This window comes from Planomonospora sp. ID91781, assembly GCF_015711595.1.
Classification (GTDB): Bacteria; Actinomycetota; Actinomycetes; order Streptosporangiales; family Streptosporangiaceae; genus Planomonospora; species Planomonospora parontospora.
Genome location: NZ_JABTEY010000004.1, coordinates 269,900 through 290,941, shown reverse-complemented (window position 1 = coordinate 290,941; position 21,042 = coordinate 269,900). Strand labels below are relative to the sequence as shown.

The 21,042-nt window shown below is 64.5% G+C and carries 22 protein-coding genes and 2 pseudogenes; 14 read left to right on the top strand and 10 right to left on the bottom strand.

Annotation, left to right across the window (positions count from 1 at the left end; translation table 11 throughout):
* Positions 1 to 707 precede the first annotated feature (707 nt).
* From HS048_RS35075 to HS048_RS35065, 3 genes are all read left to right on the top strand, one after another.
* Positions 708 to 4,658: a GDSL-type esterase/lipase family protein gene (locus HS048_RS35075; protein WP_196470150.1), complete on the top strand. Its 3,951-nt coding sequence runs from the start codon at positions 708 to 710 to the stop codon at positions 4,656 to 4,658.
* A gap of 46 nt (positions 4,659 to 4,704) precedes the next feature.
* Positions 4,705 to 5,163, top strand: coding sequence for a hypothetical protein (locus tag HS048_RS35070; protein ID WP_196470149.1), 459 nt, complete (start codon positions 4,705 to 4,707; stop codon positions 5,161 to 5,163).
* 169 nt (positions 5,164 to 5,332) lie between these two features.
* Positions 5,333 to 5,875, top strand: a complete 543-nt coding sequence (locus HS048_RS35065; protein ID WP_196470136.1) for a winged helix-turn-helix domain-containing protein — start codon at positions 5,333 to 5,335, stop codon at positions 5,873 to 5,875.
* Positions 5,876 to 5,954: 79 nt separating this feature from the next.
* Here the strand turns inward: HS048_RS35065 and HS048_RS35060 are convergent, their stop codons facing one another.
* The 6 genes and pseudogenes from HS048_RS35060 to HS048_RS35035 all read right to left on the bottom strand — a co-directional run bounded on the left by HS048_RS35060 (position 5,955) and on the right by HS048_RS35035 (position 10,894).
* Complete coding sequence (locus tag HS048_RS35060; protein WP_196470148.1) at positions 5,955 to 6,428, bottom strand: transposase; 474 nt, start codon at positions 6,426 to 6,428, stop codon at positions 5,955 to 5,957.
* Between the two features lie 154 nt (positions 6,429 to 6,582).
* Positions 6,583 to 6,807: pseudogene (locus HS048_RS39235) on the bottom strand (integrase core domain-containing protein); the annotation flags it as partial.
* A gap of 62 nt (positions 6,808 to 6,869) precedes the next feature.
* The gene (locus tag HS048_RS35050; protein ID WP_196470146.1) at positions 6,870 to 7,169 is read right to left on the bottom strand and encodes a DUF6262 family protein; all 300 of its coding nucleotides are present in this window, start codon (positions 7,167 to 7,169) and stop codon (positions 6,870 to 6,872) included.
* A complete protein-coding gene (locus HS048_RS35045; protein ID WP_196470145.1) occupies positions 7,166 to 9,070 on the bottom strand; it encodes a tyrosine-type recombinase/integrase in 1,905 nt (634 codons plus the stop codon). The genes HS048_RS35050 and HS048_RS35045 overlap by 4 nt, the downstream gene beginning before the upstream one ends.
* On the bottom strand, positions 9,039 to 10,121 hold the full coding sequence (locus HS048_RS35040) for a tyrosine-type recombinase/integrase (RefSeq protein WP_196470144.1): 1,083 nt from the start codon (positions 10,119 to 10,121) through the stop codon (positions 9,039 to 9,041). Before HS048_RS35040 ends, HS048_RS35045 begins: the two co-directional genes overlap by 32 nt.
* Positions 10,122 to 10,204: 83 nt before the next feature.
* Positions 10,205 to 10,894, bottom strand: a complete 690-nt coding sequence (locus HS048_RS35035; RefSeq protein ID WP_196470142.1) for an IS3 family transposase — start codon at positions 10,892 to 10,894, stop codon at positions 10,205 to 10,207.
* Between the two features lie 260 nt (positions 10,895 to 11,154).
* On the opposite strand from HS048_RS35035, the gene HS048_RS38395 reads away from it, so the two are divergent.
* The 3 genes from HS048_RS38395 (at position 11,155) to HS048_RS35020 (ending at position 12,250) form a co-directional block, all read left to right on the top strand.
* Positions 11,155 to 11,631: a transposase gene (locus HS048_RS38395; protein WP_196470141.1), complete on the top strand. Its 477-nt coding sequence runs from the start codon at positions 11,155 to 11,157 to the stop codon at positions 11,629 to 11,631.
* Positions 11,632 to 11,774: 143 nt separating this feature from the next.
* Positions 11,775 to 12,080: a transposase gene (locus HS048_RS35025; protein WP_196470140.1), complete on the top strand. Its 306-nt coding sequence runs from the start codon at positions 11,775 to 11,777 to the stop codon at positions 12,078 to 12,080.
* Positions 12,077 to 12,250 (top strand): hypothetical protein, encoded by a 174-nt coding sequence (locus HS048_RS35020; protein ID WP_196470139.1) that lies wholly within the window; start codon positions 12,077 to 12,079, stop codon positions 12,248 to 12,250. The genes HS048_RS35025 and HS048_RS35020 overlap by 4 nt, the downstream gene beginning before the upstream one ends.
* Here the strand turns inward: HS048_RS35020 and HS048_RS35015 are convergent.
* Positions 12,240 to 12,578 carry a transposase gene (locus HS048_RS35015; RefSeq protein ID WP_196470138.1) on the bottom strand — a complete coding sequence of 113 codons (339 nt, stop codon included), beginning with the start codon at positions 12,576 to 12,578 and terminating at the stop codon, positions 12,240 to 12,242. The two genes, HS048_RS35020 and HS048_RS35015, sit on opposite strands and share 11 nt — an antisense overlap.
* 88 nt (positions 12,579 to 12,666) lie before the next feature.
* Here HS048_RS35015 and HS048_RS35010 point away from each other — a divergent pair, with 88 nt between their 5' ends.
* The 6 genes and pseudogenes from HS048_RS35010 to HS048_RS39230 form a co-directional block, all read left to right on the top strand.
* Complete coding sequence (locus tag HS048_RS35010) at positions 12,667 to 13,026, top strand: hypothetical protein (protein WP_196470137.1); 360 nt, start codon at positions 12,667 to 12,669, stop codon at positions 13,024 to 13,026.
* Between the two features lie 57 nt (positions 13,027 to 13,083).
* The gene (locus HS048_RS35005) at positions 13,084 to 13,626 is read left to right on the top strand and encodes a winged helix-turn-helix domain-containing protein (protein ID WP_196470136.1); all 543 of its coding nucleotides are present in this window, start codon (positions 13,084 to 13,086) and stop codon (positions 13,624 to 13,626) included.
* A gap of 45 nt (positions 13,627 to 13,671) precedes the next feature.
* Positions 13,672 to 13,905, top strand: coding sequence for a hypothetical protein (locus tag HS048_RS35000; RefSeq protein WP_196470135.1), 234 nt, complete (start codon positions 13,672 to 13,674; stop codon positions 13,903 to 13,905).
* Between the two features lie 47 nt (positions 13,906 to 13,952).
* The gene (locus tag HS048_RS34995) at positions 13,953 to 15,398 is read left to right on the top strand and encodes an IS4 family transposase (RefSeq protein WP_196470134.1); all 1,446 of its coding nucleotides are present in this window, start codon (positions 13,953 to 13,955) and stop codon (positions 15,396 to 15,398) included.
* Between the two features lie 29 nt (positions 15,399 to 15,427).
* A complete protein-coding gene (locus tag HS048_RS34990; protein WP_196470133.1) occupies positions 15,428 to 15,673 on the top strand; it encodes a transposase in 246 nt (81 codons plus the stop codon).
* A gap of 97 nt (positions 15,674 to 15,770) precedes the next feature.
* Positions 15,771 to 15,848: pseudogene (locus tag HS048_RS39230) on the top strand (transposase); the annotation flags it as partial.
* Between the two features lie 249 nt (positions 15,849 to 16,097).
* On the opposite strand, the gene HS048_RS34980 reads toward HS048_RS39230, so the two are convergent.
* From HS048_RS34980 to HS048_RS34970, 3 genes are all read right to left on the bottom strand, one after another.
* Positions 16,098 to 16,850: a hypothetical protein gene (locus HS048_RS34980; RefSeq protein WP_196470132.1), complete on the bottom strand. Its 753-nt coding sequence runs from the start codon at positions 16,848 to 16,850 to the stop codon at positions 16,098 to 16,100.
* A 1,819-nt stretch (positions 16,851 to 18,669) separates the two neighbouring features.
* Positions 18,670 to 18,882: a hypothetical protein gene (locus tag HS048_RS37875; protein WP_230882576.1), complete on the bottom strand. Its 213-nt coding sequence runs from the start codon at positions 18,880 to 18,882 to the stop codon at positions 18,670 to 18,672.
* Positions 18,879 to 19,409, bottom strand: a complete 531-nt coding sequence (locus HS048_RS34970) for a helix-turn-helix domain-containing protein (RefSeq protein WP_196470131.1) — start codon at positions 19,407 to 19,409, stop codon at positions 18,879 to 18,881. The genes HS048_RS37875 and HS048_RS34970 overlap by 4 nt, the downstream gene beginning before the upstream one ends.
* A gap of 517 nt (positions 19,410 to 19,926) precedes the next feature.
* On the opposite strand from HS048_RS34970, the gene HS048_RS34965 reads away from it, so the two are divergent.
* Positions 19,927 to 20,643: a hypothetical protein gene (locus HS048_RS34965; protein WP_196470130.1), complete on the top strand. Its 717-nt coding sequence runs from the start codon at positions 19,927 to 19,929 to the stop codon at positions 20,641 to 20,643.
* Positions 20,640 to 20,966: a hypothetical protein gene (locus tag HS048_RS34960; RefSeq protein WP_196470129.1), complete on the top strand. Its 327-nt coding sequence runs from the start codon at positions 20,640 to 20,642 to the stop codon at positions 20,964 to 20,966. The genes HS048_RS34965 and HS048_RS34960 overlap by 4 nt, the downstream gene beginning before the upstream one ends.
* Positions 20,967 to 21,042: the final 76 nt, after the last annotated feature.

The following is a 21,042-nucleotide window of genomic DNA, read 5'->3' as shown; positions in this document are numbered from 1 at the left end:
GGTACTTTCGGCCGGATTCAACCGATCGTCACATCACTCCGACCATGTCGGAATGTGTTACGGCGAAGAGAGGATCGCTGTGGCTGATTGGGCTGGTCAGCCGCCGTACAGGCCTGATCTCAACTCGGTCGATGGCAGCTTGGTCCACTCTGAGCACAAGCTGCCCAACTTCACTTTCTACAGCACCGGCTAGCTCTCCGCTCTGGTCGGGAGTCAGCTCAAACGCCTGCAGTACTGGCCCGACCTGCTGGACGAGTGTTCATCTCCAAGGTCGGCCTCGTGATCTCTAGCTTAGCGCATCTCCGGCCTTCTTCCTCAGCAGCGCCCTGGATTCCCGTTTACAGTCGGACATCATGTGTGACATGCATCACATTAGACAGTGATCATCGCTTGACTAATTGTAGTCATGGCAGGTGAGGAGGTTACGTTAGCTTTTTATTTCTCTGACCAGAGGCCACAGGGTCGAATCTTTTCGACCTTCCTCTTGTCAACTAGTGGAACGGGAGAGATGATCACTCTGTCGCCGATTAATTTAAAAATAGATCATAAGTACTTACTCATGCAATCGACCCCACTAGGTGATCAGAGGGGATTATATATCTGCTTGGAGTGGTGATCAATTATCGACTTCGCTGATGCGTATGCTTTTCTGATTTGCATCTCGAAATTCAAGTTATTCTGCAATCGAATTAAATAGGGAGAATTCGTTGAAATTCCAGACGGGGGTGCGCAGGCCGATTTCCGCACTCAGTGTCCTAATCTTTGCGCTCGGCCTTGTGCAAGGAACGGCAGAAGCCAAAATAGAGCCCCCCGCGCAGCCGGAAGGCTTATCGAGTAAAGGTCCGCAGCCGACACCCAGCCAAGAGAAGTCACCAGCTCCCGCCGAAGTTGAATCGGCTCAACGGCAACAGGTGCTCGGCTCAGGGTGGAAGGAGTCCAAAGATAGAGCATGGACTACATCCAGTGACGCTTCAGGTTTTCACATTCTGGTTGCTGATAAGGACCAGGGATACATGTGGCGAACTGCGGCAACCCTCTCCGAGCCGGGATTCGACGCGGACATGTGGATCGGCAACGCGTGTGTGACAGGTTCAGGCAAGCGCGTTGTCGTCGCCTACGCCCCACGAACGTTTACCAATAAGCCGGACCTCATGGTGCGCGGAGCATTCACCGCTGTGGTGGATCTCCAGTCCGGACAGGTGGACAAGCTTAAAACTCGATCATCGCTCGCTTACTTCAGCCCAGGGTGTGGCACAGGTGAGACAGCAGTATTCACGCAGTTCGCGAGCGAGGCCAAAAACGCATCACGGCTGATCGCTGTTGATGCTGACCGTGGACGACTGCGCAAGCCCATTGAACTCACCGGGCAGGTAACCTCGGCGGTCCCGGTGGGTGATTACTTCATTGCTGCAGACTCCGCTCGTATTGTAAAGATCAATAGTTTGGGCGAGCGGGAGACCATTGCCACCACGAGCCAGACCCCGTTCCTGCTCAGCCCAGATGCTGAGGGTGGAGTGGTATTCATGGAACGGAAACTGGACGGGACCGGTTCCCCGCCGCGAGGCTTGGTCAAGCGGGTCCGCGCTGCCGAGATTGCTCGACCCGGCTCTGTGAAGACCGAACTCCCTGTCCTGGCCGACGGCGTACTACATGAAATAGATCTGACCCGCAGTTCTGACGGTCAGGTGTTCATCACCGGTGACACATCACCGTTGCAGAATCTTCCGAAGCCGGTTCGCTGGCTGGAAGGCACGCCCAAAGACACCCGCGCCACGACCAGAGGCGAGGCCCTCGTCACTGAGACATCCTGGGTAGATGTAAAGGATTCTCGTGGCTCGGGCGGTGAGATTGACGCACCTCGGCCTGCGAAGATCAGATTGAGCGTGCCAGAGACTCGGCAAGCTACGGAGTTTGAGGTCACTCCGGGCACGCGGACTGTCGGCCCGCGAGTTGAGGGCGGAGAAAGCTCCCCTCTCCTGACGGCTGCGGCTGACGGGACCATCGATCAGAACGCCACCTGCGCTGTCCCGCGCAATAGTACGGTCAAGCACGCGTACCAGCCCAAGCCACGGCAGGTCGAGTGGGCTGTCAACCAAGCGATCACTGGCAACCTGAACAAGCACATCTCCCGCCCGAACAACTGGAAGGGCCTGGGCATGGCCCCTTACCAGCCGCAGACGCTCTTCCCGCTCAAGCAGCTCAGCGGTGGTGGCCGTGTACCCTCCCAAGTGATGCTCGGCATCACCGCACAAGAGTCGAACATGTGGCAGGCCTCCCGAGTTGTCATGCCTGGTGCCACCGGGAATCCATTGATCGGTAACTACTACGGGGTTGCCTACACGCCCGATGGCCAGCAGACCGATCCCTGGGCCATCGACTACACCAGGTCCGACTGCGGTTACGGTGTCACTCAGGTCACCGATGGGATGACGAAAGTCGGCACCATGTCCCAGTTGCAGAAGGATGCCATCGCGCTGGACTACACGGCCAACATCGCTGCCGGTGTCAACATCCTGATCGACAAGTGGAACCAGACCCGCACGGAAGGCCTCACCGTCAACGATGGTGACCCTCAGTGGGCGGAGAACTGGTTCTTCGCGCTGTGGGCCTACAACTCCGGGTATTACCCCAAGGGGCAGGCCAGTCAGAACAAGGGCAAGTGGGGAGTGGGATGGACCAACAATCCGGCGAACCCCTTATGGAAGTCCAACCGCACTCCCTTCCTCGAGGGCGTCAGCGGCGGAGACGATTACTCTCACGCTGCGCACCCACAGGATTGGCCGTACCAGGAGAAGGTGCTGGGATGGGCAGGCCGTCCTCTGTTCGCTGCGGAGAGTCCCGGCACGATGATCGCCGGCTTCCGGCCAGCCTGGTGGTCGACAACGGAGGACCGGACGAAGGTCAAACCGCCAGTGGATCTGTTCTGCACCACAGCCAACGAATGTGACCCCAGCAAGATCAGCCCTAACGACCAGAACCAGCCCGGACTGGGCGCATGCCAACGTGCGGACCTGTACTGCTGGTGGAACCAGCCGGTGTCGTGGAAGATCTGCTCGGCAGGTCACTGCGCGTACGAGCTGTTGCGGTTCAATGACACATACGGTGAGCAGGCCGATGGTATCTCCTACCCTCCCAACTGCTCCACGGCGGGACTGCCCGGCAACGCACTGATCATCGACGACGTCCCTGACAACACCCCCATGCACCGGCCGAACGACTGCACAGGTCCTCCCAAAGCAACGAGCGGAAGCTTCTCCTTCGATTTCCACACCGACTCGGCTCGAGTCGACCTTCACCAGATCGGCGCCGGATACAGCAGTCACTTCTGGTTCACTCACACCCGTCTCGATGGCGCCTACGGCGGCAGACTGAAGACCACCGGTACCTGGACGCTGAACAACTCGATGGATGGCTGGACTCGTGTCCTGGTCCACCTACCCGATCACGGGGCCCACACTCAGCAGGCCAGATACGAGATCGATCTCGGTGATGGGACGTTCAGCAGGCATCGCTACATCAACCAGAAACGCAAAGCCAACAACTGGGTGTCGCTGGGTGTTTATCGCATCAAGGGAACCCCCAGGGTCCGGCTCGGATCCGTAACGGAAGACGGAGATGGAAGCGAGGACGTCGCCTGGGACGCCGTCGCCTTCCAGCCGCTCCCTGGAAAGCCCAAACACATCGTCGCGGTCCTGGGCGACTCCTACACCTCCGGAGAGGGTGCGGGTTCCTACTACGCCGAAACCGATACCGACCACGGTGACGCCCAACGCTGGAACGCCTGCCGACGCAGCAAGAACGCCTGGGCCCGCAAGATCGTTCTACCCAACACGGCCGGCCCGCTCGGAGCTCTCACCGACAGCTGGAGCACCGAAGCGGAACTTGGATTCGTGGCCTGCTCGGGCGCGCGGACGTACAACGTCTGGGATGCAGCCTTCAGCGCAACCAGGCAAGATTTCAGCGAAGGCCAATTCCATGAGATCAATCAGATGCGATCCGGTGTGCTCTCCGCCGATACCACCCTGGTCACGATCACCTTGGGTGGAAACGATGAGGCCGCTTTCACAAAAGCGGTCAGAGAATGCGCATTACCTCATCCGTCCGATTGCAGCGAGGATACGACTTTCCTGTCCAGATACAAGGGTCTGCTCGACAACAGTATCATTCCGAGAATCGAAACCACCCTGCGGGAGATCGCGGCAAAGGCGCCGAACGCCCAGATCGTTCTCATGGGCTACCCGGAACTGTTCAGCCGGACCGTGAAGTGCTCCAGTTCACTGTACGTCTACATGCCGGAGGCTGCGGCTCTGGCGGAGCTCGTCAATTATGCCGGAACCAAGCAGAAGACACTCGTGGACTCGTTGCGGACAGGGCCTTCCAAGCTCAAGATCGAATATGCCGACCCCGTGCCGACCTTTGCCGGTCATGGGGGATGCGACAGTGATGAGTGGATCAACATGGTGGTGAAGGGACCAGTCGGTGACGGCGACTTCCACGAGGAGGATCCCGTCAGTCAGGCAAACGGCACCTGCGCCTGGGAGATACTCCCCGAGATATGCCTCAGCCGTGAGTCCTTCCACCCGAAGGCAGTCGGAACAACTGGCTATGCTCAGGTCATGCAGACCCGGTTGGCCCAGATCGGCTACCAAGGACCCTGATCGAAGGAACGAATCGTCCACGGCACCGGGCAGGTGGTGAAGACACATGAGAAAGACAACATCCCGATCTCTTATACTCTCCGTCGGCCTGGTGCTGGTGGCCGCCCTAGCGATGTTCGGCATGTTCCTGTGGTGGCTGACAGTCGAATGGCCTGAAGGAGGAGAACGTGCGGAGGTGAACAATATGATCCTGCGCTCCACCGCAGCCTCGGAAGACCTGAAGGCGGCAGCCGAAGACGGTGAGCTGACCGTACGGGAGGTCAATAAAGCTATAGGCTTCCGCTGGGCCGCCGAACGCATGCACGGGAGTTTGGATATCGTCGCCTACTTCTCTGTAGAGGCCGCGAAGGAAGAGACGGGGCTGTGTATTCTCTACAAGATCAGTCTCCCTCTTGGGTCGACGACCTCCGTCACTCGGATGGAACTTCCTAAAGAGCGTGGAAATTGCCAAGAGCTCAGCACGAAGTATGTACGGAGTCCAGATTCGGACGCATCCGTACTGTGAACGCATGCGATTTCCGACAATAAATACGTCATTGCCCCTCCAATGTCGTTTAGGTATAGGTTTGTGCTGCTGAAGTTGAATGAGTGTTTTTCATCCTGAGTACTCCAGTTGAACTCGTAGGGTCCGTCTGAGCTGTGGTGTTGTGCGGCCTTCGCGGTAGAGCGGGAGTATGAGGTACGCGCAACGGGGTGGGTACACGCCCGCCGAGCAGGAGCGACGCGAGCGGCTGCGGTTGGAGACGGCCGAGCGGTTCGCGCGGGAGGAGCCGGTCGCGGTTATCGCCCGGGACCTGCGGGTCACCGAGCGGACGGTACGGCGATGGCGCCGCCGTTGGCGGCAGGGCGGAGCGCAGGCCCTGCGTTCGGCCGGGCCGGTCTCGCGGGAGCGGTTGTCGGCGCGGTCGTGGGCGACGCTGGAGGCGGAGCTGAAGCGGGGGCCGCTGGCGCATGGGTTCGCCGATGACCAGCGCTGGACGCTGGGCCGCGTCAAGACGGTGATCGGTCGGCTCTTCCATGTCGGTTACACCGTCCAGGGCGTGGCCAGGCTGCTCAAACGGCACAACTGGTCGGTGCAGGTGCCGCTGCGCCGGGCCGTCGAGCGCGACGAGGAGGCCATCGCGGCGTGGAAGGACGAGGTGTGGCCGCAGGTAAAAGCACCGCGGCGGACCTGGGCGCCTACGTCTGCTTCGAAGACGAGACAGGCCAGGGGCTGAGGCCGCCGAAAGGGAAGGACCTGGGCGTCGCGCGGGATGCGGCCGGTGGTGCGGGTACGGGGCCGGGGCGCGGGACGGGTCAACGTGGCCGGGGTGGTCTGTTTGCGTCCCGGCCGGCGTTCGCATCTGTTCTACGCGCTGCATGTCTGCCGGGGCCGCCGGGGCGAGGCCAAGAGCTTTTCCTGGCGGCAGTACCGGGATCTGATCGTCGCGGTGCATGAGCATCTCGGGGCTCCGCTGGTGTGGTGCTGGGACAACCTGAACCTGCAGTGGCCCGCTTGAGGATGTTAACGTCCTCGCGCAGGCGGCGGTTCTCCCGCCGCAGCGCGGCCAGTTCCTCTCGTTCGTTGCTGGTCAGCTCGTCACGTCGGCCGGTGTCGACCTCGGCCTGGCGGATCCAGTCGCGCACCGCGGTCTCGGTCAGGTTGAAGTCCTTGGCCACCTGGCCGATCGAACGGTCCCCGCGTTGGCACAGCTCGACGATCTCCGCCTTGAACTCACGCGTGAACGAGCGGCGAGGACGCGGTTTCTTCTTCCCCATGTGCTCCATCATGGACATCCTTCCGGGGACGAGCCCCTGATCTCGGATGTCCGTCAAACCGGAACAAGCCCAAAAGAGCCGCCACAAGTGATCAACCGCAGTCCCGCGTGATTGATCGGCCCGTACACGCTGCGGGTGTCAATCCCCCGAAAACGTGGAGACGGTCCTATGCCACAGCGGCCCTCACCAGGGCCGTTGACGCTTGCCTTCTCTCGATCATCTGACGCTCGAATGTGACCGGAGGCAGCCCATCATTGGCGCTGTGCCGCCTGCGTATGTTGTAGAAGTCCACGATCCAGGTCGCGACCTTCAACCGGACCTCGGCCCGGGTGCGGAAGCGGTGTCGGTGCACGAACTCCACCGTCACCGTGCTGTTGAACGACTCGGCGGCGGCGTTGTCGAGCGCTTATCCGGCTAATGACCTTGGTTTTCAGGGTTGGCCGGTTAACGCTTTCAGCGCGTGCGGGCGGTGAGCCGACGAAGTTGCTCTTCATGCTGCCGGACCCGCGCGGCGATGGCATCGACGGCGGCGCGCAAGGTGGCGATCTCGTCGGTCAGGCCGGCGAGAGTTCCGCCGGTGGCGGTGCGACGGCGGTGCTCGTCGATGACGACCCGCAGAGCAGGGTGGCGGTAGAGGGTGGTGCGGCCCAGCCCGGTCACGGCGGCGACCGCGGTGAAGGTGACGGCACGGCCGTCGCGATGGAGCTGAGCACAGGCTCTTTCGACGCGGTTGAGGGTGCTGGCGTGAGTCATCCGGCGTGGGCCTCGCTGATCAGGATGTCGAGTCGGGCGATGAGCTTGCGGTGCCGTTCGGCTTCGGCGATCCAGCCCCGATTCTCGGCGTCTTGGGCGAGGGCTTCGGCATCGACACGCTGGGCGGCCAGGACGGGCAGCGAGCTGGGTTCGGCGTGAAAGCTCGGGCAGTGCTCGCAGATGTTGGCGTAGGTGCACGCGCCCTGAGCCGGTGCCCGCAGGCAGAACCCGCCGGACATCCTGGACTTGATCAGCGGGGTGTTCTTCCAGTCGGCTCCGCCGGTGATGTCGGCCAGCGGCAGGGGGATGCGGCCGCCGGTGGGGGTGCGGGCCTGCTGCTTGGCCAGGTGCAGGGCGCGCTCGTACTCGGTGCGGACGGTGGCGTCGAACAAGCGCCCGTAACGCAGGCTCATCTCGGCGGAGGCATGCCCGAGCAGCGCCATGAGGGCCTGCAGTGAGACCCCGGCGTTGACCAGGGCGGTGGCGTAGGTGTGCCGCAGCTGGTGTGGGGTGATGTGGCCGAGTCCGGCCTCGTGGGCGGCCCGGTTCAGCTCGGCGCGGACGGCGGCCTGGCCCAGGCGGCGGCCGTGGTGGGTGAACAGGAACTGGGCGTGGCGCCGGTAGCGGGGATGGGGCATGGGCCTGCCGTGCGAGCGGATCTCGGTGATGTGGTCGATCAGGTCGAGGACCTCGTCATCGAGCGGGACCATCCGCTCGGTCTCCAGCTTGCCGAGCGGGATCTTCAGCCAGCTGCCGTGGCCGGCCACCTCGTGGACGCAGTCCAGCTCCAGGTCGAGCAGTTCCCCGATCCGCAGTCCGCAGGCGCGTTGCAGCTGAAGAGCGTAGGCGGCCAGCTCGTTGTCGGGCCGGTCGCGCAGGACCTCGGCCAGGCGGCGGTCGGCATCGACGGGCAGGTAGCGGGGCAGCAGGCGCGGGAGTTTCGGGTTGTCGTCGCGGAAGACGAGCCTGCGGGCGGGTGCCTCGGCCCAGCCCCACTCGGTGATGTCGGTCAGGAAGGTGGTCAGCGCGACCACCCGCCGGGATCGGTCCGCGACGGTGATGACCTCGCCGTTCTTGGGATTGACGGCATCGACCAGCCAGGTGAGGTAGGGCTCGATGTGCCGTTGCCGGTCCAGAGCCGAGACCGACTCCAAAGCGGGGTCGATGCGGGCCAGAAACAGGCCGAAGTGCTTGAGCCTGGTCGCGATCGCCGAGACGGTCTTGGGCTGGCAGGTCGCGCGCTTGCGTTCCAGGTAGGCGATCATCGTGGTGCGGATCGGCTCTGCCACCTCGGCCAGCCGCTGCTCGAACGCAACCGGTCCGCTCGAGCCGGGCAGCTGATCGACGATCCCGAGGTGGAACAGCACCCGCTGGGCGTTGCTGAGGGCCGACAGATAGTGGCGGTGGCCCTTGCCGGTGCGTTCCTGCCGGTCCCGGCAGGCGCAGGCGAACTCCGCCAGGTCGGCCAGAGTGAGCTCATCCAGCCCGCCTCCGGCCTGGATGAGCAGCCGGGCCGGCACCTGGGAGCCGGTGGCCGACCGCACGCGCCGGGTGAATCCGAGCTCGGCCGCCGCGGTCATGAACCGGTCGATGTCCGCGCCGATCGGCGAGTCGCCGATCTCCCGCCAGATACTGGAGAGCTTGCGTTCCAGCAGGTAGTCGTAGCCCGGCCGCAGGGCGCCGTGCAGCATCAAAAACGTGATCAGCGGCCGGGTCGCGCTGTCTGCGGCCAGGCGGACCTGAAGCGGCTCGCCCGCCCACCGCTGCGGGTCGGGCCACCGCCGAAAGAACGCGCGCGCCGCCCGCTCGTAGGAGACGTTCCCGCGTCCGCTGCGGCGCAGCTGCTCCAGATAAGCGGCGTGCAGGTCCTCACCGGGAGCGCATACGGGTGCGAGCGGCATCGAACTCGGCTTTCACGTGGGCGGGCGCCAGATGGACGTAGCGGGCGGTGGTGTCGACGTGCGCGTGACCGAGCAGGGCCTGCATCACCGCGAGATCGACCCCGGCCTCGGCCAGAGCGGTGCCGAAGGTGTGCCGCAGCGCGTGGGGATGACCGCCGGTGATCCCGGTGACGGCCCGGTGATAGCGGAAGATCGTGCGCAGTCCCGCCGCGGTCAGCGGCCGGCCCCGGTTCGGCCCTTTGGCCACCAGGAACAGGCGGCTGTGCTCGGAGGCGGGGCGTTCAGCCAGCAGATAGACCTGGATCACCGAGGCGACGTCGGCATCCAGCGGGACCCGGCGCTCCCGGTTGCCCTTGCCGAGGACCTGCAGCCAGCGGCCACCGATATCGGCGTCGGTGACGTCCAGGCCGAGGACCTCGGCAGAACGCAGCCCGCAATACAGCATCAGCCCCGCGATCGCCCGGTCCCGCCAGGTGTGGAAGCTCGCCAGCAGTTCGGCCGCCTCGGCTTGGGAGAGCGCCTTGGGCAGGCGGCGCGGCTCGCGCAGCCGCAGCGCCGAGCGGTTCTTGGCACGGCGGGCCGTGTGGGCGAGCATCCCGGACCGCTCACCGGGCACGCGCCAGCGGGCCTCGCGACCCTTGGGGACCGGGTTGGCGGCCTGCGGATCGCGCATCGAGACGAACGCGAACAGTCCTGAGATCGCCGCGAGCCTCCGGTTGACCGTCGTGGCGGCGTACTGATCCATCCGCCGGCCCGACAAGGTGACCACGTTCGGGCCGGGGCGGCCGGGGATCTTCGCCTCCCGGCAGGCCCGCAGGAACCGCAGCAGTACCTCGGTCGTCACCTCGGGCAACACCAGTCCTTCGGTGGTCAGCCATCGGCAGAACGCCAGCAGGTCGTACCCGTAGGCACGGATCGTCTTCGGCGAGTAGTTCCGGTCGGCCAGATACGCCAGGTACTCATCGACCAGCACGAACCGCGCGGCGGTCGGCCCGGACAGTCCCCAGCCGTCGCCTCGTTCCTCAAGCCGAAGTCCTGCCTGTGTGCTCATGGGAACAGGTGTATCGGCGATGACCGCATCAAGCGAGCAGGAGGCATCCCACGGCGTGTTGCTGACCTGGGAAAACGCAAGCGTTAGCCGGTTAAGAGGGAGCATCCGACCCGGCCCATCGACTGCACCACGCCATGCTTGCGGCATTCGGCCTGGTAGCGGGCCGCGGTGTACTCCGATTGAAAGATCACCCCGTCCGCGTTCCCCCCGCGGGTGACGACGGCCATCTGCAGCGAGGCGACCGTCAACGCGGCATCGTGGTGGGCGGACATGGCGAACCCGAGCAATCTCCGGGAGAACAGGTCCTCGACCGTGACCAGATACAGCGGGCCCTCGTCGGTGTCGATCTGCGTGCCGTCACCGACCCACAGCACGTCCGCGGCGACCGCGGTGAACTTCCGCCCGACCAGGTCCGGCGCGGCCGACCGCTTGCCGGGCCGGGTCAGCGACCGGCGCTTCTTCGGCGCGCGGCCGGCCAGACCGAGGGCGGCCATCCGCGCGGCGACCGTGTTCTCCGACACCCGCCAGCCCAGCTCGCGCAGATCACGGGTGATGCGGGGCGAGCCGTAGGTGCTGCCCGAGGCGGTGAACAGGCGCCCGATCTCGGCATCCAGCCGGGCCCGCCGCTGCTCGCGCCCGGTCGGCGCCGCGACGCCGATGCGGCCCTTCCACTTGTAGAACCAGGACGGGCAGACCCCCAGCGCCCGGCAGGAGACGACGTGGCTGATGCCGTACTCGGTCTTCTGGGAGCGGATGAAGGCCGCCACGCTCACCGGCCCATCGCCTCTCGAACCCACAAGACCACCGAGCGCTTGAGCACTGTGAGGATGGAGGCGTGCCCCCGGTGCCGGGGTCTGACCCGGCTTGAGACTGGCCATGTTGCCTTCGTGATGACCTGTCGCCCCAGTGCCGGTGGTGCCGCCGACCGGGCGGGGGATATGTCCCGATAGGAGCCTTGCCGTGCACCATCACAGTCCTCACCTCCCTCACCTGGTCGGTGCCCCTGCCACGACCGCGCCCCCAGGAGAAGCATGTGAACCTCACCGTCGCCCCCACCCCCGTCACCCGCTGCGCCGATGATGAACGCGAGGAGGTCATCGTCGGCGTCGACACCCACACCGAGGTCCATGTCGCCGCCGTCCTCACGATCCAGGGCGCCTTGGCCGCGACCCGCGCCTTCCCGGCCACTGCCCGCGGCTATGCCGAGCTGCTGGCCTGGGCGCGCGGCCACGGACGGCTGCACCGTGCCGGCGGGGAGGGCACCAGCTCCCACGGCATCGCCCTGACCCGCTACCTGCGTCGTCACCGGGTGCAGGTGATCGAGGTCAACCGGCCCGACCGGGCAGTACGCCGCCGACGCGGCAAGACCGACGCCATCGACGCCGAGAACGCCGCCCGCGCGGTCCTGTCCGGCCAAGTCAGCGCCGTGGCCAAGTCCGGCGACGGTGCCGTAGAGATGCTGCGCCTGGTCAAGATGGCCAAGGAATCCGCGAGCAAGGCTCGTACCTAGGCCATCAACCAGCTGCGCGCCGTCATCGCCCGCGCTGAGCCGCACCTGCGCGAATCCCTGGTCGGCCTGGGCCTGGCCACGCTGTTTCGCCGGCAGAGCTACCCGTTGTCCAGACAGGCGACCTCACCGATATCGCCACCGGCGTGCTGCGCACCCTGGCCCAGTGGATCCTGGCCCTCACCGAGGAGATCCGCTCCCACCAGCAGTGGATGAAGACCATCATCACCGCCTGCGCACCCCGGCTGCTGGAGCGGCACGGCATCGGCCCGGACACCGCCGCCGCCCTGCTCATCACCACAGGCGACAACTCCGACCGGCTGGCCAGCGAGGCGGCCTTCGCCGCCTTGTGCGGCGTCAACCCGATCGAGGCGTCCTCCGGCAAGACCGCCACCGGCTCAACCGCGGCGGCGACCGCCGGGGCAACAGCGCGCTCTACACCATCGTTTTGACCCGGCTGAGCCGTGACCAGCGCACCCGCGACTACGCCGAACGCCGTACCAGCGAAGGCAAAACCAAGAAAGAGATCATCCGATGCCTCAAGCGCTACGTCACCCGCGAGGTCTTCCCGATCATCACTGCGGCCCTGTCACCAGCGCCGAATCCGGCGATCACGGCTTGACAAGCATAGGGGCGTCATCACGCTCGTCTTCCAGCTCGGCGCGCTCCTTGGCCCAGGCCGCCTTCTCGCGCGCGAGCTCCCGCACCAGCTCGGCCTTCTCCCGCCGTAGCCGGGCCAGCTCCTCCTGTTCGGACTCCTTCAGCGTTCCGCCTCCGCTGTCGACCTGACCGTTGGCGTGCCGATCCATCTGCACCCAATTGTGCAGCGTGTACTCGTTGATCCCCAGATCCCGGGCGATGTGCGCGACGGGTTTGCCGGTCTCCTTGACGATCCGCACCGCTCCGGTCCGGAACTCCGGATCAAAGCGACGCCGCGTGGTACCTGCCACGACCAAACCTCTCTCGGTTCGATCTCCACGCTACGAGGGGAAGCTCAGCCAATGGCGGATTGCCGACTGGTGGGAGGAGGCCCTGGCGGTGCTGCGCGAGCAGGGGCACGCCGGTCAGGGGCGCGATCCCACACCGAGCGCCGGGGTCATCGACAGCCAGAGCGTGCGCGATACCGAACGCGACGACCTGCACGGCTACGACGGCGCCAAGAAGGTCCTCGGTGTCAAACAGCACCTGCTGGTCGACACCCTGGGCCTCGTGCTGGGCCTTGCGTCAGCCCCGCCAACGCCGGTGGCCGGGAAGGGCGATGGTGGTGCTGTCGCGCAGCATCGACCGCTTCCCGAGATTCCATCACGTATGGGCCGACCAGGGCTATCGTGGGGACCGGTTCATCGGCTGGGCACGAGAAGCGCTCGGGGTGAGGGTGTGCCGCGATACTCCAATTGAACTCGTAGGGTCCGTCTGAGCTGTGGTGTTGTGCGGCCTTCGCGGTAGAGCGGGAGTATGAGGTACGCGCAACGGGGTGGGTACACGCCCGCCGAGCAGGAGCGACGCGAGCGGCTGCGGTTGGAGACGGCCGAGCGGTTCGCGCGGGAGGAGCCGGTCGCGGTTATCGCCCGGGACCTGCGGGTCACCGAGCGGACGGTACGGCGATGGCGCCGCCGTTGGCGGCAGGGCGGAGCGCAGGCCCTGCGTTCGGCCGGGCCGGTCTCGCGGGAGCGGTTGTCGGCGCGGTCGTGGGCGACGCTGGAGGCGGAGCTGAAGCGGGGGCCGCTGGCGCATGGGTTCGCCGATGACCAGCGCTGGACGCTGGGCCGCGTCAAGACGGTGATCGGTCGGCTCTTCCATGTCGGTTACACCGTCCAGGGCGTGGCCAGGCTGCTCAAACGGCACAACTGGTCGGTGCAGGTGCCGCTGCGCCGGGCCGTCGAGCGCGACGAGGAGGCCATCGCGGCGTGGAAGGACGAGGTGTGGCCGCAGGTAAAAGCACCGCGGCGGACCTGGGCGCCTACGTCTGCTTCGAAGACGAGACAGGCCAGGGGCTGAGGCCGCCGAAAGGGAAGGACCTGGGCGCCGCGCGGGATGCGGCCGGTGGTGCGGGTACGGGGCCGGGGCGCGGGACGGGTCAACGTGGCCGGGGTGGTCTGTTTGCGTCCCGGCCGGCGTTCGCATCTGTTCTACGCGCTGCATGTCTGCCGGGGCCGCCGGGGCGAGGCCAAGAGCTTTTCCTGGCGGCAGTACCGGGATCTGATCGTCGCGGTGCATGAGCATCTCGGGGCTCCGCTGGTGTGGTGCTGGGACAACCTGAACCTGCACCTGGTCTAGGAGCCAATGCCATTTAGATAGGCATTTATGCTGGCAGCGTCCGTCGGGTGACGGAGTGGATCAAGGGTGCTGGGCCGGGCCGGCTGACGGATCTGGTGGGGCTGGGGGCGTTGACGTCGCTGGTACCACGGCAGCTCCTGGACGAGGCGATCGAGCTGCACGGATGCCGCGAGGAGTGCGGCCGGAAGCTCCCCGCGCATGTGACGCTCGACCTGCTGATGGCGTTGTGCCTGTTCGCGGACGACGACTATGAGGAAGTCGCGGAGAAACTGACCGGCCTGCTCACGGCGGTGCCGGGAGTGCGATGGGAGCCGCCGACGCGGGGCGCGGTCACCCAGGCCCGGCAGCGGTTGGGGGCTGAGGTCGTCCGGGAGGTGTTCGAGCGCCTCGCCCGTCCGGCCGCGACGGAGACGACCTCAGGAGCGTGGCTGGGGCGGTGGCGGTTGATGGCGATCGACGGGTTCATCCTCGATCTGCCGGACACGGCGGCGAACCTGGCGGAGTTCCCCAACGACAGCGCGGGCGGATACGAGACCGTATACCCGCAGGCCAGAGTGGTGGCGATCAGCGAGTACGCCTCGCACGCGATCGTCGCGGCGGACACCTCGGGCTGCTGGGACAGTGAGCAGACCCTCGCCTACTCGTTGTACGGGCGGCTCACGCCCGAGATGCTGCTGACCGCCGACCGCGGCTTCTACAGCTTCCGCGCCTGGCAATACGCCTCCTCGACCGGCGCTCAACTGCTGTGGCGTGTCCAAGCCGGCCTGCACCCGTACCGGCTGGAAGATCTGGACGACGGCTCCTGGCTCGCCGTCATCACCAAGCCCGCCAAATTGCACCGATCGCAGAAGGACCGGCTGCGAGATGACGCCCGCCGTGGCCGTGAACCGGATCCGGACCTTGCGGCGATCGTCCGGGTGGTCGACTACACAGTGCCCGACCGCAGGGGTGAGCACATCCGGCTCATCACCACCATCCTCGATCCGGGCGAGGCGAGCGCGCAGCAGCTCGCCGCCTGCTACCAGGAGCGCTGGGAGGCCGAAACCGGATTCGCTCAACTGAAGATCCACCTACGCGGTCCCGGCAGGGTCCTGCGATCGCGGACCCCGGACCTGGTCCGCCAGGAGATCTGGGCCTATCTCCTCACCCACTGGGCGCTGGCCACCCTGATCTGCACCGCAGCCACCGCGGCCGGGGTCGACCCAGACCGGATCAAGTTCCTGGCCACGCTCCGGATCGTGCGCCGCTCGGTCACCGACCGGGCGGCCTTTCCCCCTGAACCCGACCACGACCTGTGGTTCAGGACCGTTCATCACGTTGGACGGCCCCGCAACCGCAATCCCGAACGCCGCCACCGAACCTACCCCCGCTCCGTCAAACGCACCCGGCGCAGCAGCTACCGCGAACGACGTCCCAGCGATAAGGGCATCCGTCACACGGGACCTCCCACCGTCCAGCTCCTTACGCTGACAGGCCCACAACCAGCACGATGACCTATCTAAACGGCATTGGGGTCTAGGAGTTGAGTGACTTCGCCGCGGCCAACGCCGCGTGGTTGCGGGTGGTGCGGCTGCCGACGTACGCGCCGGAGCTGAACCCGGCCGAAGGGGTGTGGTCGCTGCTGCGCCGGGCGATGGCCAACTTTGTCGTCACCGATCTCGACGGTCTGGTCCGGATCGTGAAACGCAAACTGAAGAAGATCCAGTCCAGGCCATATCTGCTCGACGGGCGCCTGACCGCGACCGGGCTGAGCCTCGACCCATGGTGATCGCGTAGGCGGACCCTACGCGTTCAACTGGAGTAGCGGTATGCGCGGTACCTGGGCCAGGAGCGATGCGCCTCCTCGTGAGGTGCCGCGCATCGGGGTGATCCCGCGGCGCTGGGTCGTGGAGCGGACTTTCGCCTGGCTGGGCCGCTATCGACGCCTGTCCCGCGACTACGAGTAGCTATCACGACGTCGGAGAACGTCATCTACGCCGCGACCTGCATGCTGCTCCTGCACCGCCTCGGAGCGTCCCGATCATGAATTTTCAGACAGCCTCTACTGGTGTGCCTAGTCCCACGCGCCCCCTGAACTCCGCCGCCTACTCGCCGCCGTCGGAGCTGGACACACCCTCGATCTCTACGTCCAGATCTAACAGACCGCCGGTAGCCATAGCAAACGGCGGCCTGCAGATTTCACACGTTGCATCTCAGTTGCCGGAGATGATAGATTGAGCGTTCTTTACCCAACCGCGGAAAATTGGCTTGGCTGCGATCAACTTATTTTTGTTCTCGGTGACTAAGCGTTCTTCGTACGCAAATCTCAACGCCTTATAGAAGCCAACGAGATTAACTTCCTGCTGGCAGTTTGCATCAACACCCGCGACATGCTTCTCTTCGTCGCCAGCAGGAGTGTTTGCGCCACGTGACTTCCAACGGGAATCATGCGGTATGACTAGTGGACTCTCATACTCGCCCAATCCATTCTTGACCATGCACGATCGCCATGAAGCGAGGACCTGCTTCATCCGGCTATCGGTCATAGTGAAGACACGCGAATCGACGGCCAGCGAGCGGGAATCAACTGGAAGATCAGTTGTTGTCTTATAAACTTTACGATCACTCTCTTTGGCGCATCCACCTTGAGGAATATCTTTTCCTGCGGTAGTTCGATTTGTAGTTCCATCGTAAGCTGCCATCTCTTCTTGTGATGGCAGCTTACGCTTCTGTTCGCCACTATTCAGAGAAAGCGACTCTAAATCTGGCTCGCTGCGCGGGTAGCCGGAAGATACTGCTTGCTTAGGGTCGAGGTACTCAAATAGATCTTTGTCTTTGTATGTGTCTGGTCCTGCGTGGACAATTGTCTTCTCGGACCAATCCTTGAAACCAAGCGCTCGCATGCAGGAAGCGGCAGCAATGCTATGCGCCGTATCAATTAGACGGATCTCTTCCATAGAAGTCATGTAAGGATCTAACGGCAGCGCGATCCGTTCAGTACTAGAAACATGAGGGATTGGCCCCAAAGAGGGCTCCGCTGGTCTAGCGGGGGTCGGTCCTCCAGACGGAACTGCTGAGTTAATTGTAGAAGGCGTAGGCGCAAGCATGGGGATGCCAGAACTGGAAGGGGGAGGGCTTGTGGGACCACCGCTAGCGCTGCTTAATGAAACTTGGTCCCATTGTTCGGTTCCACAGCCTGCCATGACCATCCCGACGGCTATTCCAGCGGCCGCCATTAGAGCTTTCTTAGAATTCATACAAACAGTCAAAATTATTTTCCGTCCCTTCGCCACCAGCAGTTGGAGGGATATCCGTAGCCATCTTCAGTACAGAATGACTCAGTGTAGAGGAAAGTGTCACTGTCAAACCATCCTGAACCACTCAATTCTACTGAGAGAACATCGTGATATGGATTCCCCCCGCAACCCGCTTTATTTACCCACATGGAAAAATTGCGCTGCAACGTACTCGACCATGTGCTACGATAATCCCATAGCTGATAGTTAGTTCCCATATAATCCCATTGATCAGGCAAGCCGCAAGCGTGGGTGACGGGTACGGATGTATCTACATGCCCCAAGGCTTTCCAGCTATTGGTATTATATATTCTATAATATCGACTTTTGCTTAGTTTGTAATCGGCCCAAAGTTGATTGAGGGGGGGGGTTGGGTAGCAATCCCATACAACAACTCGGGCACCATTTTCTTTAGAAGACAAGAATACCTCTAGGCATCCTCTGTTGTACTCACTCTGCCATGTATAAGTTCCATCGGCATGTGCGGGAATCGATGAAAACGCAATGGGTGATATTGCGGCGACTATTGCCGCTCGCTTTAAATAAACCTTATTATTGCGGATGATCTTTAACAAAGAGTGCACATGCCTTTCTGTGGTTGACGCATCTTTATCGCAGATGATGTCAATGGTATGAGAATGAAATGCTTGTTCGCCGATGTTGGGGAATCTAAGGATCAAACACCTTCATGGATCATGCATCACCCTGACCCGTCAATGCAAGATATAATCATGGAAACATCATCTTGATCTAGAGCTTAGGATGTGATAGTTACCGACTTCAACGAGACTTCTTGTAGCCTTTAGTTACTGCAGCGGAATTGAATGTTACGGAGAGTATTCGGCCGGCTTGATCGCCTTGCAGTCATTTGATTACTCCAGCGGTTCCGGATGTCAAGGAAAGTATTTAACGGTTCGCCGTAAGTACTCCGCTTGAGCTGTGGTGTTGTGCGGCCTTCGGGGTAGAGCGGGAATATGAGGCACACGCAACGCGGCGGGTACACGCCCGCCGAGCAGGAACGGCGTGAGCGGCTGCGGTTGGATACGGCCGAGCGGTTCGCGCGAAAGGAGCCGGTCGCGGTCATCGCCCGGTGCTGCGTTCCTCAAAGCGTGTAGACAAACCGGTGGCGCAGGCGTCGGGGAGCCGGTGGCGGTCGTCCCCATACCCAGGGTTTGGCCTGCTGGTTGAGCTGGGCGGTCGCGATCCGGGTGGCGTGGTCGATGTCGTCCGGACCGGCGAAGGAGACGCCCGCCAGGGCCTGGTGACGGAAGATCCGCCACCACGCCTCCCGCAGGTTGAGCCAACAGGCGCCAACCGGGATGAACGCATGCCGGATCCGCGGATGCTCGGCCGGCCAGGCACGGGTGGCGAGGCTATTGCGGCTGGAGGAGGTTGCCGGCGATCACCACGATGTCGCCGGTGCCGGGGTGGGTGTCCTCGATCTTCTGCAGGAACTCCTGGTAGGAGACACTGTTGCGGGACGGGGACGTCATGGTGACCGTGGTGCCGTCGGCCACGCGCAGCGCGCGTACACCCAGGTCTTGGCCGGCCCGCGCCGGTAGTCCAGTGGCGCCTTGATCCGGTGGCCGTCTCCCGACCAAGCTGGTTCCGACGGGAAGGTGCGCGGGGTGACGGGTCCCTGCTCATCGGCGCACACCACGACCGCGCCCTCGGGCGGGTCGGTGTACAGGCCGACGATCATCGTTCTTTTGCGGCGAACCCGGGATCTTTGCTGGTGCTCCAGGGCCGGGTACGCCGCCATCTCACCCCCTCGGCCAGCAGGATCCGGCGGACCTGGCTATGGCCGACGGTGATGCCGCTCTTGCGGGCGGCGGCGGTGAGCGCGTCCAGGGTCCACACCGCGGGCCCGGTCTCGTCGTCGGCTTCCAGCTCACCCCAGGGTCGCCAGCGCGGCCGTCCGGGCGGGGTGTTCTTGGCCAGCGCGATGATCTGCGAGCGTTCGGCCTGGGTGAGGCGCGGCTTTCGGCCGGAGCCGGGCCGGTCGCCGAGCCCGTCCAGGCCTTCTGCGTTGAAGCGGCGCAACCGACGGCGCACCGTCTCGAGATGGCAGCCGACCTGCTCGGCGATGGCCGGGCCGCGCATCCCGCTCCAGCTCAGCACCACGATCCTGGCGCGCTGGATCCAGTCGGCGGGGGCGTGTCGGGCTCCGGCGAGCTTGCGGACCTGGCGTTCTTCCCACTCACGGACATCCCGCCGCAGGCACGCCACTGAGAGGTCAAGCGTTCGTCCACCGATCCCGGGTGCCGTTGACCGAAGCGAACATCGACCAGGTCACTCCGCGTGAATGGCGCGACCGGCAAAGCGCGATCAGTATCGCCGACTATGAGGAAGACCCGCCCGGCTGCTCCCCCTACGGCTGCCGCCGAACCGAGATCCCCAAGGAGGCAGCGATAGAAGCCGGAGCCTGACCGAGAAGAAAGAGGGCGGCTCGGTCCCCGGGCCGCCCTCTCCCTCACGATTTCCACAGCGCCCGCAACCGGTGCCTGCGGTCAATACCTACCGAAGCCCTCGCCTCCCGGCGAGCCGTCTTCCGAGGCGCCGTTCCGCAGCCGCGACTTTCCCGCACATCAAGGAACTCTGATTCAATGAACATGCCGGTCTTTATGGCACAAAGACTGGCGCGTCATTCACCGATCCGACAGGAAGCTCCATGAAACCCACCCACGACTTTCCCGGTCAGTTCCTCCTCCTGCCCCCCGAGGCGGCGCAACCTGGAGATGTCCTCATGGAGAGGAGCGTTTTCGGCCCCCTGGCCACCAGCCCGCGCCCGCACGCCGACGGCGAGGTTCTGCTCACGATCGAAGGATGGGCGCCCGTCTCGGTGCCGGGCACCAACAAAGTGCGGCTCTTCCGGCCAGACGACCCGGCCGCCGCCGACACCTGCGCCTGCGGAGCCCCGCCGGGGGAGCGGCACGATGCCGTCAACTGCCCCCTGTTCGACGACCTCCGGTACGCCGCCCGCACCACCTGGCACCACCTGGACGAGCGGGGGCGCCCCGTCGGATGGGACCTGCCCGGAGTCTTCCAGCGCCTTCCCTACCGCGAAGTGACGAACGGCGACATCGTGCTGGAGCCGGACGCGTGCGGCGTCATCGTCCAGTGGTCGCAGGGCCCCCTGCTGACGCGCAACGGCTTCCCCCAGCGGGCGCCGGACGCGGACGCGCAGGTCCGCTTCTACCGGCCCGCCGATCCCTGGCACGCCGCCGCGTGCATCGACCCCGAACGTTCACCCGGCGGCTACGGCCCGCCGTGCGCGGAGAGCCACTCCAGCGACTTCTGCCTGTCGATGATCGACCTGCTCAACATCGCCTACCAGCTGTGGCCCGGACTGAAGGAGGAGCACGAGCGAGCGTATGAGCAGTCCGTCGTCCTGGCGCGGCAGCGCGACGCGGCGTTCGCGGCGGACGTCGGGCATGCGCCACTCGCTTGGAGAGGGCGATGAAGGCCATCAGTACCCTCGGCGCCGCCATCAGCACGCACGGCCAGCAGGTGGAGGTGGCCTGGCCGGACGGGTCGGTCTACTCCATCGACAGCGCCCTGTGCCCGGCCGACGATCACGACGCCCCCCACGACGGCTCATCCGCCGCCATGCTCATCGGCCGACGACGTCCCGAGGGCAGGAGCGTCACCATCTGCAGCAACATCGCGGTCATCCCGGTCCCGCCCCGGTACGCGCACGACGCCCGCCTGCACGCCGAGTTCGCCCTGGCGGCCATCATCCGGGACCGGAACCTGCTGGCCCGGCAGGCACCACATCGGATGTAGGCGCCGTCCAAGAGAGCAGACCGGCGGCGCCGGTGCCATGCCGACCGCCCATCGAGGAGGTCTCCCTCCGCCGGTC

Bases quoted from the DNA above. Each gene is read 5' to 3' on its own strand.
- HS048_RS34965 (WP_196470130.1), top strand. From the start codon at position 19,927: ATGGAGAGGAGCGTTTTCGGCCCCCTGGCCACCAGCCCGCGCCCGCAC.
- HS048_RS35005 (WP_196470136.1), top strand. From the start codon at position 13,084: ATGAGGTACGCGCAACGGGGTGGGTACACGCCCGCCGAGCAGGAGCGA.
- HS048_RS35065 (WP_196470136.1), top strand. From the start codon at position 5,333: ATGAGGTACGCGCAACGGGGTGGGTACACGCCCGCCGAGCAGGAGCGA.
- HS048_RS35040 (WP_196470144.1), bottom strand. From the start codon at position 10,121: ATGAGCACACAGGCAGGACTTCGGCTTGAGGAACGAGGCGACGGCTGG.
- HS048_RS35045 (WP_196470145.1), bottom strand. From the start codon at position 9,070: ATGCCGCTCGCACCCGTATGCGCTCCCGGTGAGGACCTGCACGCCGCT.
- HS048_RS35060 (WP_196470148.1), bottom strand. From the start codon at position 6,428: ATGATGGAGCACATGGGGAAGAAGAAACCGCGTCCTCGCCGCTCGTTC.
- HS048_RS34980 (WP_196470132.1), bottom strand. From the start codon at position 16,850: ATGACTTCTATGGAAGAGATCCGTCTAATTGATACGGCGCATAGCATT.
- HS048_RS35050 (WP_196470146.1), bottom strand. From the start codon at position 7,169: ATGACTCACGCCAGCACCCTCAACCGCGTCGAAAGAGCCTGTGCTCAG.
- HS048_RS35070 (WP_196470149.1), top strand. From the start codon at position 4,705: ATGAGAAAGACAACATCCCGATCTCTTATACTCTCCGTCGGCCTGGTG.
- HS048_RS34960 (WP_196470129.1), top strand. From the start codon at position 20,640: ATGAAGGCCATCAGTACCCTCGGCGCCGCCATCAGCACGCACGGCCAG.
- HS048_RS37875 (WP_230882576.1), bottom strand. From the start codon at position 18,882: ATGATCGTCGGCCTGTACACCGACCCGCCCGAGGGCGCGGTCGTGGTG.